Below are 7,055 nucleotides of genomic sequence, written 5' to 3'. Positions count from 1 at the left end.
GGCTATTTCATGATGCCGCTTCATCCGCTCGGCTCGGACGTAGCCGAGACCCTCGAGCTTGACCTCTCCCAGGTCGAGCGCTGCGACGCACTCGGGTACTGCGAGGCGTGGGTCGGCGAGCACTTCACGGCGGAGTGGGAGAACATCCCGGCCCCGGACCAGTTCATCGCCGCCGCCCTCCAGCGCACGAAGCAGATCGTCTTCGGGACGGGCGTCTCCTGCATGCCAAACCACAGCCCGTTCGTGCTGGCCCACCGCATCGCGCAGCTCGATCAGCTGGCGCGCGGGCGGTTCATCTGGGGCATCGGGACCGGCTCCTTCGTCGGCGACCTGGAGATGGTCGGCATCGATCCGAGGAGCGGCAAGCATCGCATCCTGACGCTGGATGCCGTAGACCTCGTGGTCAAACTCTGGACCGGGCAGGCCGAGCCGGGCCTCTACGAGCAGCACAACTGGCGGTTCACCGTCCCGACGCCAGACCTGAGCATCGGCAAGCACGTCTACTTCCGACCGTACCAGCAGCCGCACCCGCCCATCGCCGTGGCCGGCGTCTCCGAGCGCTCCGAGACGCTGACCCTGGCCGGCGAGCGCGGCTGGATCCCGATGAGCATCAACCTGATCCCCTCGCGGGTGCTGGCGACCCACTGGGACCAGATCGAGGCCGGGGCAACATCGTCAGGCAAGACGGCGGACCGGACGACATGGCGCATCGCCCGCGACATCCACGTCGCCGAGACGACGGAGCAGGCCCGCGACGAGGCGCTGAACGGCGCGATCGGGCGGGACTTCCGCGAGTACTTCCTGCGGAACGCCCGCAAGACGCCGGGCCGGCTCAACATGTACAAGCAGGATCCGGACATGACGGACGACGAGGTCACCCCGGAGTACCTGCTCGACACCACCTGGATCGTCGGGGATCCGGACGAGGTCGCCCGCAAGCTGCGGGCGCTCTACCACGCCGTTGGTGGCTTCGGGACGGTCCTGGCCATCGCGCATGACTGGCCGGATCGCTCGGTCTGGGACCGCTCGATGACGCTGCTGGCGGAGCGGGTGCTGCCGCAGCTCGCGGACCTCACGTAGCCGGGGTCGAGGGTCAGAGATCATGGGTCGTGGGAAGCCTGTCCCCACGACCCATGACCCACGACCCACGGTCCTCGACCCCGCATCCATCGCTATTCCCGCGTCAGCAGCAGCACCGCGCCCAGCAGCAGCATTCCCCCGACGAGCGCCAGCGGCCCGAGCTGCTCCCCGAAGATCAGCCACGCCAGCAGCGCCGCCGTCAACGGCTCGATCAGCGTCACCAGGCTGGCGACGGTCGCGACCGTTGTCCGCATCCCGATGGTGAACAGCACGTAGGCCAGCGCCGACGGCACGACCCCCAGGTACACGAGCAGCCCCCACGCAGCCGGCGTGAACGAGAGGTGCAGACCCTCCAGCAGCAGCGCCGGCAGCAAGGCCGCCGCGCCGAACGCGAAGCTGACCGTCATCGACGTGAGCGGGTGCGCGACCCGGGCCAGCGTGCGGCTCACCATCGCGATCAGGGCGTACCCCGTCGCCGAGCCGAGCGCGAGCAGCACGCCGAGCGTCGTCTCGCCGTTGCCCGCGGACGTCTCTCCAGGGCTGACCAGCAGGATCGTGCCGCCGATGGCCAGTCCGGCCGCCAGCAGCAGTTGACGCGTCGCCCGCTCCCCGAGGAACGTCGTGGAGACCAGCGCGACGATGACCGGCGCGGCGCAGAGCGTCACCAGCGTCGCTGCAGCCACGCCGACGCGCTGGATCGCGCCGAAGTAGCACAACTGGTAGAGCGCCAGCATGGTCCCCGCGCCAGCCATCAGGAGCAGGTGGCGCGGCCGGGCGACGAGGGCACGCCGCCCGAGGACAGCCGCCGCCGTCAGCGCCAGGGCGGGCAGCGCCACCGCCAGCCGCAGAAACGCCACCGTCAGCGCGGTGGTCTCCGAGAGCGTGAAGACGCCGCGCGTCGTCACGCCGACCGTCCCCCAGAGGATCGCTGCCAGCACGATGATGAAGATGCCGCTCTGCCTCGCGAAGCGCGCCGAGACACGAGCAGTCAGAAGCGATGACATGAACGAACCGATCCTTTCCACACATGGCCGAATACCAGGGTGGGCAGGATCAGCCGGGGCACGCCACGCGGCGCGCCGGCATCAAGAGGACCGGACGGTCCTGAGAGCGCGGCTGTCCTACCCTAGCGGGAAAGGACGACCGGCGGCGGCAGCAACCAGACGCCGACAGCGGCCAGACGTGGCACGTCGTACTCCAGAAGGCTCAAACAGGTGAGCAGCGCGCATCGCGCCGCGCGCGGTCAGTATATCACCCCTCCGTCGGTCACCCCTCGTGCGCCAGCCCGGTGCCCCTCGAACCCGACATCAGCACGCGCGTTGCACTGGTGCGCGGCGCACGTCTATCCTGGCAACGGTTGAGCCCTCGGACGAGGCGACTGGGAGAGCGCATGGCATCGAAGATCCGCGTCGGAATTGTCGGAGCGACAGTCACACCCGGCGGCAGTGGCTGGGGCGCCAACGCGCACGTTCCCGCCCTGCACGCTCTGCCGGACTACGAGTTGAAGGCCGTCTGCACGGCCCACGAGGAGACCGCGAAAGCATCCGCGGAGGCGTTCGGCGCGGAGCTGGCGTTCCACAACTTCGAGGAGATGATCGCCCACCCCGACATCGACATGATCGCCGTGGTCGTGCGCGTGCCGGGGCACCACGCCCTGGTGATGGGTGCGCTCGAGGCCGGGAAGTCCGTGTTCTGCGAATGGCCGCTCGGGGCGACGGTCGCCGAGGCCGAGGACATGGCGAACCTGGCGCGGGTGCGCTCGGTGGCGACGGCCGTCGGGCTGCAGGCCCGCAGCGACCCCACCCACACCTACGCCCGCGACCTCGTGCAGGACGGCTACATCGGCGACGTCCTGTCGGTGCGGATGGGGGCGGTCAGCCAGGCGATCCCCCGACGCGGCAACGGGCGCATCTGGCAGGGCGACCGGCGGAACGGCGCGAACACGCTGACCATCTCCGGCGGCCACGCCATCGACGCCCTCTGCTTCGTGGTGGGCGAGATCGAGGAAGTCTCGGCGCGGCTCTCGACGCGCATCACCGAGTGGTTCAACACGGAGACCGGCGAGACGATGCAGGTCACCTCGCCAGACTGGATCAGCGTGTCAGGCCGCCTCGGCAACGACGCCGAAGTCGCGTTCCTGACCACCACGGTGCCCTGCGCCCCGAGCGGCAACACGCTGGAGATCTACGGCAGCAAGGGCACGTTGGTGCTCTCAGGCGGCACCTCGAACATCGGGCCGACGCAGCTGCGGGGCGCGCGCGGCGACGAGGCCCTGGCCCAGATGGAGACCCCGGCTCGCTACACCCTGATCCCAGACAGCACCCCGGCCGGGCCGGCCCGGAACGTGGCCCAGGGGTACGCCCGCATCGCGCAGGCCCTGGCGAGCGGCGAGCGCTACGCCCCGGACTTCGAGCACGCCGTGAAGCGGCACGCGCTGATCGCCGCCATCGAACGGTCGTCGGCCGAAGGGCGGACGGTGCGGGTGTAGGCCGGGGTCAGGCGTCGTCTTCCGGGGGCTGCTCCAGGTGTTCCGGGGGCTGCTCCAGGTCGGCGTCCTCGTCGTAGTCGAAGACCAGCTCGCCTGCCACCGTCGAGGGCCGATACTCCGGGTCCAGCCGCAGCAAGTCCCACTCGTTGATCCAGCGGCGCACGTACTGGCGCATACTCGTCGAGGTCGCGCGCTCGCCGGGCGGCAGCGTCGGCGGGCGCCAGTCGTAGGCCGCGCCGTGGATCTCCTGAAGCTGCTCCTGGAGCCGGTCGAGCGCCTCGGCGTCCGGCGGCGTCAGCGCGATCCGGTCCCGTTCGATGGCCCGCATCCCTAGCTCGGCCCCAACCGAGAGCACGCGGTCCGCCTCGCGCGGCGAGCTTCGCAGCCGGTCAGGAATGCGCTCGACGTCGTTGCGCTGGTGGAGCACCAGCGTCGTGAAATCCCGGGTGATGGTGAACACGGTCAGCAGGCCCGGGCACTGCAGATCCTTGAGCCGTCCGCTCCAGCGGGCCAGCGCATGGTACGCCTGCGCCCGCGCCTTCGCCGAGTACTGTGCGATCAGCTCCAACTCGTCCACCAGCAGCACCCAGCCGGCGTAGCCGGCCGCCGAGATGAGCCGACTGGTGAACTGGAAGTGCTGAAGCGGCAGCTCGCGCTGGGGCACGTGCTCCAGGGGGAACGTGCCGGCCTCACCCTGGTCCCGCAGCCAGCGCCGAAGCTGCGACGTGTTCAGCGGATCGCCGCCCCAGAACGAGATGATGCGATCCTTCGTCTCCTCGTCGTGGGTGCGCTGGAACACCAGCAGCGAGGCCGGGAACCGCGTCGCGATGTGGCTGGCCGAGCTGGACGACCACTCGACCAGCTCTTCATACGGCAGCGAGTCAAAGTTCAGCTTGAACGCCAGCTCCGCGAGGGCGTTGCCGCGCCGGTCCGGCAGGCGCGCCGAGCGGATCGCTGCACGGTACAGCTTGTCCGGATCGTGCAGCGGGATCTCCTTGCTGACCGAGACGGTGCTGCACACGAAGTTCTCGCGGAGGGCGAGCTGCTCCAGCGCCACCAGCAGGTGGGACTTGCCGCTGCCAAAGTCGCCCGCCACGATCAGCCCCGAGGTCTGCGTGCTCCGCTCGACGTCGTCGTCGGCCTCTTCGAGCTTCTGGCGGAAGCGGGCCTCGATCTGTGGCTGGCCGCCGCCGAGCGCCAGCACGGCATCGTGGTTGGGAACGCCGGCCCGTAACGCCTCGATGGCCCGCCGCGCCTGGACGCGCAGGCCGCTCTGCTCGACGGGCGGCAGCTCGCTCGGCATCATGCCCTCGCCCAGGCCGCCGTCACCCGCCATGCCCTCACTCGCCATCGCCGATCCTCACCAGCGCCGCCAGCGGATTCGGCCGGTAGCGGTCGTGGACTTCGTCGGCCAGCCGGTACTGCAAGGCCGGGTACTGGACGTAGCTGCGCTTCGGGTCGGTCGTGAACTCCGGGCCGGCCAGGGCCACCACGAACAACCCTTCGACATCGTCGGTTCCGTCGATCAACTGGCGCAGCATCTCGTAGGCGTCAAAGGTCGCGGCGCGGCTGTAGTAGAGGCTGCCGTCGCGCTCGTCGCGGGGCGGGGCCGGCTGGGCGCACCGGGCGATGTCCAGCACCAGCACCAATCCTGCCGAGCCGGTCAGCCGGACCCAGTGCGCCAGCGAGGCCAGCAGGTGGCGGGCGTTGTGACGCGCGACTTTCTGGAAGATGAGCGCGCGCTTCAGCTCAGAGATGCGCCGTAGCTCGCCGCGCAGCCAGAGCAGCGTCGCCTCGGTGACGGCCGGCTCGTCGTCCGGATCGAGCTGGGCACGGCAGAGGCGGACCATCGCCAGCCGGAACTCCTGGCTCATGCGATAGTCGCGGTACAGTTCGCGCCAGAGCGCATCGGCGACGCTGGTGTGCAGGTGACGGGCCGGCACGTCGTTGGCCGCCGCCAGCGCCGTCAGGGAGAGGTCATCGGGATCGTCGGGGAGCCGGCGGCCAGCGCGCAGAATGCTCTGGGCCAGGAACGCCCGCGCCATGGTCTCCCAGGGCATCTGCGCCGCGACGCTGTGGAAGACCCGGTCGATCAGCTGCACTTTCGTGGCGGCGGCGTTGACGACCGCCACCCGGAAGCCGGCTGCCTCGGCCTGCTCGCTGAGCGTGTCTCGCAGGCGGCGGCGAGAGAAGTCATCTGGCGTGACGGCCACCTTGACCGCCGCGCCGCCGGACCGGATGAAATCATCCAGGTACTCGCGCCGCATGACGCTCAGCCAGTCTGTCGCTCGGATCTCCACGCCGTGTGCCCCTGGCCTACGCGCCCGGCGAGAAGGCGATGCTGTAGTAGACCTTCTCCTGGCCGCTCTCGGTGACGACGCGCAGCGCCGGCCCCGACGAGCGTGCGCCGGTGCTGGCCGGGAAGCTCACCACGTAGCCGCGCCGTGTGGTCGTCACGCCGCCCCGATCGAGCAGGTAGATGTCGCGGGCGAACTCCTGGGTGGAGTAGTCGCGGGCAGCCCCGGGCGCCAGCGTCATCAGCGCGTAGACCTCGGCCAGCCGCTCGGGGTGCCCGGCCGCCAGCGCATCTGGCCCGCGCCGCTGCACCAGGAACGAGTAGGCAGTGAACAGCGACTCCATGAACGCATCGGGGCGGAAGCGCGGCGGGCGCTGCTGGATGTCGCGGAGCAGCCGTACCAGCACCGACGGTCGGATGCGCCGCTCGCGCGCCCGATCCACGAACACCGAGCGCTCGGCAGCGGCCACGCGCACCAGGACCGGGTAGCAGTACATCCGCTCGTCGCGCTCGAACAACTGGAGGCCGGCCGCGCGGGCGCTCTCCAGCACCTCGCGCGTGAAGCTGCCGTCGGCCAGATACGCCTCGTCGTCCAGGGTCCAGCTTGCGGCAGCATCCAGCGCCGCCGCACGAGCCGCGTCGGCGGCCTGGGCCACCGCCCCCAACGACGACCGCAGATTCCGTAGGTGGCCGTGCTGAGCCGCGCCCCGAAGCTGGCGGAGCGCCCTGGTCAACTGGGCGGCGGCCGTCAGGGCACGGTCTGCCGCTGCCTCCGAATCGGCCAGCGCGCCCTCGAGCGTGACGGCAGCCTGGGCCTCATCGTCAGCAGTCGTCGGCGACGGCTCGTCGTCGGTCACAACACCACCCAACCAGCAGGATTGCGGGAAGCGGAGCAGCCTTCCCGGCTGGCATGAGGGTATCGCGAACGCGGAGGCCGCCGCCACTGCTGCCAACCGACGGTGACCGCATCCAGGGCGATTGCACGATGTGCACGGCTCGTCGCTTCGTCGGAGCCCGATGAAAGATTGATTGTTTCCTGTGGTAAAGGCCCTCACCCCCCGACCCCTCAGTACCCGACAGTTTTCCTGGTCAGGTGAAAGGGAGGGAGAGGTGAGGGGAGAGGGGAACGAAGTGGAGGCGTGCGCGGTCGAGCCAGCGGAGGCCGAGTGAGAAGAGGCTGAGCGTCCGTCG

At 70.1% G+C, this 7,055-nt stretch carries 6 protein-coding genes; 2 read left to right on the top strand and 4 right to left on the bottom strand.

What is annotated here, in order from left to right:
* Nucleotides 1-1,080: LLM class flavin-dependent oxidoreductase (locus IT306_06210; protein ID MCC7367995.1), on the top strand; the 1,080-nt coding region annotated here is incomplete at its 5' end.
* Between the two features lie 92 nt (nucleotides 1,081-1,172).
* Here the strand turns inward: IT306_06210 and IT306_06205 are convergent.
* Nucleotides 1,173-2,084, bottom strand: a complete 912-nt coding sequence (locus tag IT306_06205; protein MCC7367994.1) for an EamA family transporter — start codon at nucleotides 2,082-2,084, stop codon at nucleotides 1,173-1,175.
* 386 nt (nucleotides 2,085-2,470) lie between these two features.
* On the opposite strand from IT306_06205, the gene IT306_06200 reads away from it, so the two are divergent.
* Nucleotides 2,471-3,568 (top strand): Gfo/Idh/MocA family oxidoreductase, encoded by a 1,098-nt coding sequence (locus tag IT306_06200; GenBank protein ID MCC7367993.1) that lies wholly within the window; start codon nucleotides 2,471-2,473, stop codon nucleotides 3,566-3,568.
* Nucleotides 3,569-3,575: 7 nt separating this feature from the next.
* On the opposite strand, the gene IT306_06195 is transcribed toward IT306_06200, so the two are convergent.
* From IT306_06195 to IT306_06185, 3 genes are read right to left on the bottom strand one after another with little or no spacing between them, the layout of a single operon-like run.
* Nucleotides 3,576-4,919: a DUF2791 family P-loop domain-containing protein gene (locus tag IT306_06195; GenBank protein MCC7367992.1), complete on the bottom strand. Its 1,344-nt coding sequence runs from the start codon at nucleotides 4,917-4,919 to the stop codon at nucleotides 3,576-3,578.
* Nucleotides 4,909-5,868 carry a DUF2791 family P-loop domain-containing protein gene (locus IT306_06190; GenBank protein MCC7367991.1) on the bottom strand — a complete coding sequence of 320 codons (960 nt, stop codon included), beginning with the start codon at nucleotides 5,866-5,868 and terminating at the stop codon, nucleotides 4,909-4,911. Before IT306_06190 ends, IT306_06195 begins: the two co-directional genes overlap by 11 nt.
* Nucleotides 5,869-5,884: 16 nt before the next feature.
* The gene (locus IT306_06185) at nucleotides 5,885-6,721 is read right to left on the bottom strand and encodes a hypothetical protein (protein MCC7367990.1); all 837 of its coding nucleotides are present in this window, start codon (nucleotides 6,719-6,721) and stop codon (nucleotides 5,885-5,887) included.
* Nucleotides 6,722-7,055: the final 334 nt, after the last annotated feature.

This window comes from Chloroflexota bacterium, from assembly GCA_020850535.1.
Lineage (GTDB): Bacteria > Chloroflexota > UBA6077 > UBA6077 > JACCZL01 > JADZEM01.
The sequence above is the reverse complement of the archived record's forward strand: the minus strand, read 5'-3'. Positions and strand labels throughout refer to the sequence as shown.

Excerpts from the sequence above, each read along its gene's own strand:
- IT306_06205 (MCC7367994.1), bottom strand. The coding sequence starts at position 2,084 with ATGTCATCGCTTCTGACTGCTCGTGTCTCGGCGCGCTTCGCGAGGCAG.
- IT306_06200 (MCC7367993.1), top strand. The coding sequence starts at position 2,471 with ATGGCATCGAAGATCCGCGTCGGAATTGTCGGAGCGACAGTCACACCC.
- IT306_06195 (MCC7367992.1), bottom strand. The coding sequence starts at position 4,919 with ATGGCGAGTGAGGGCATGGCGGGTGACGGCGGCCTGGGCGAGGGCATG.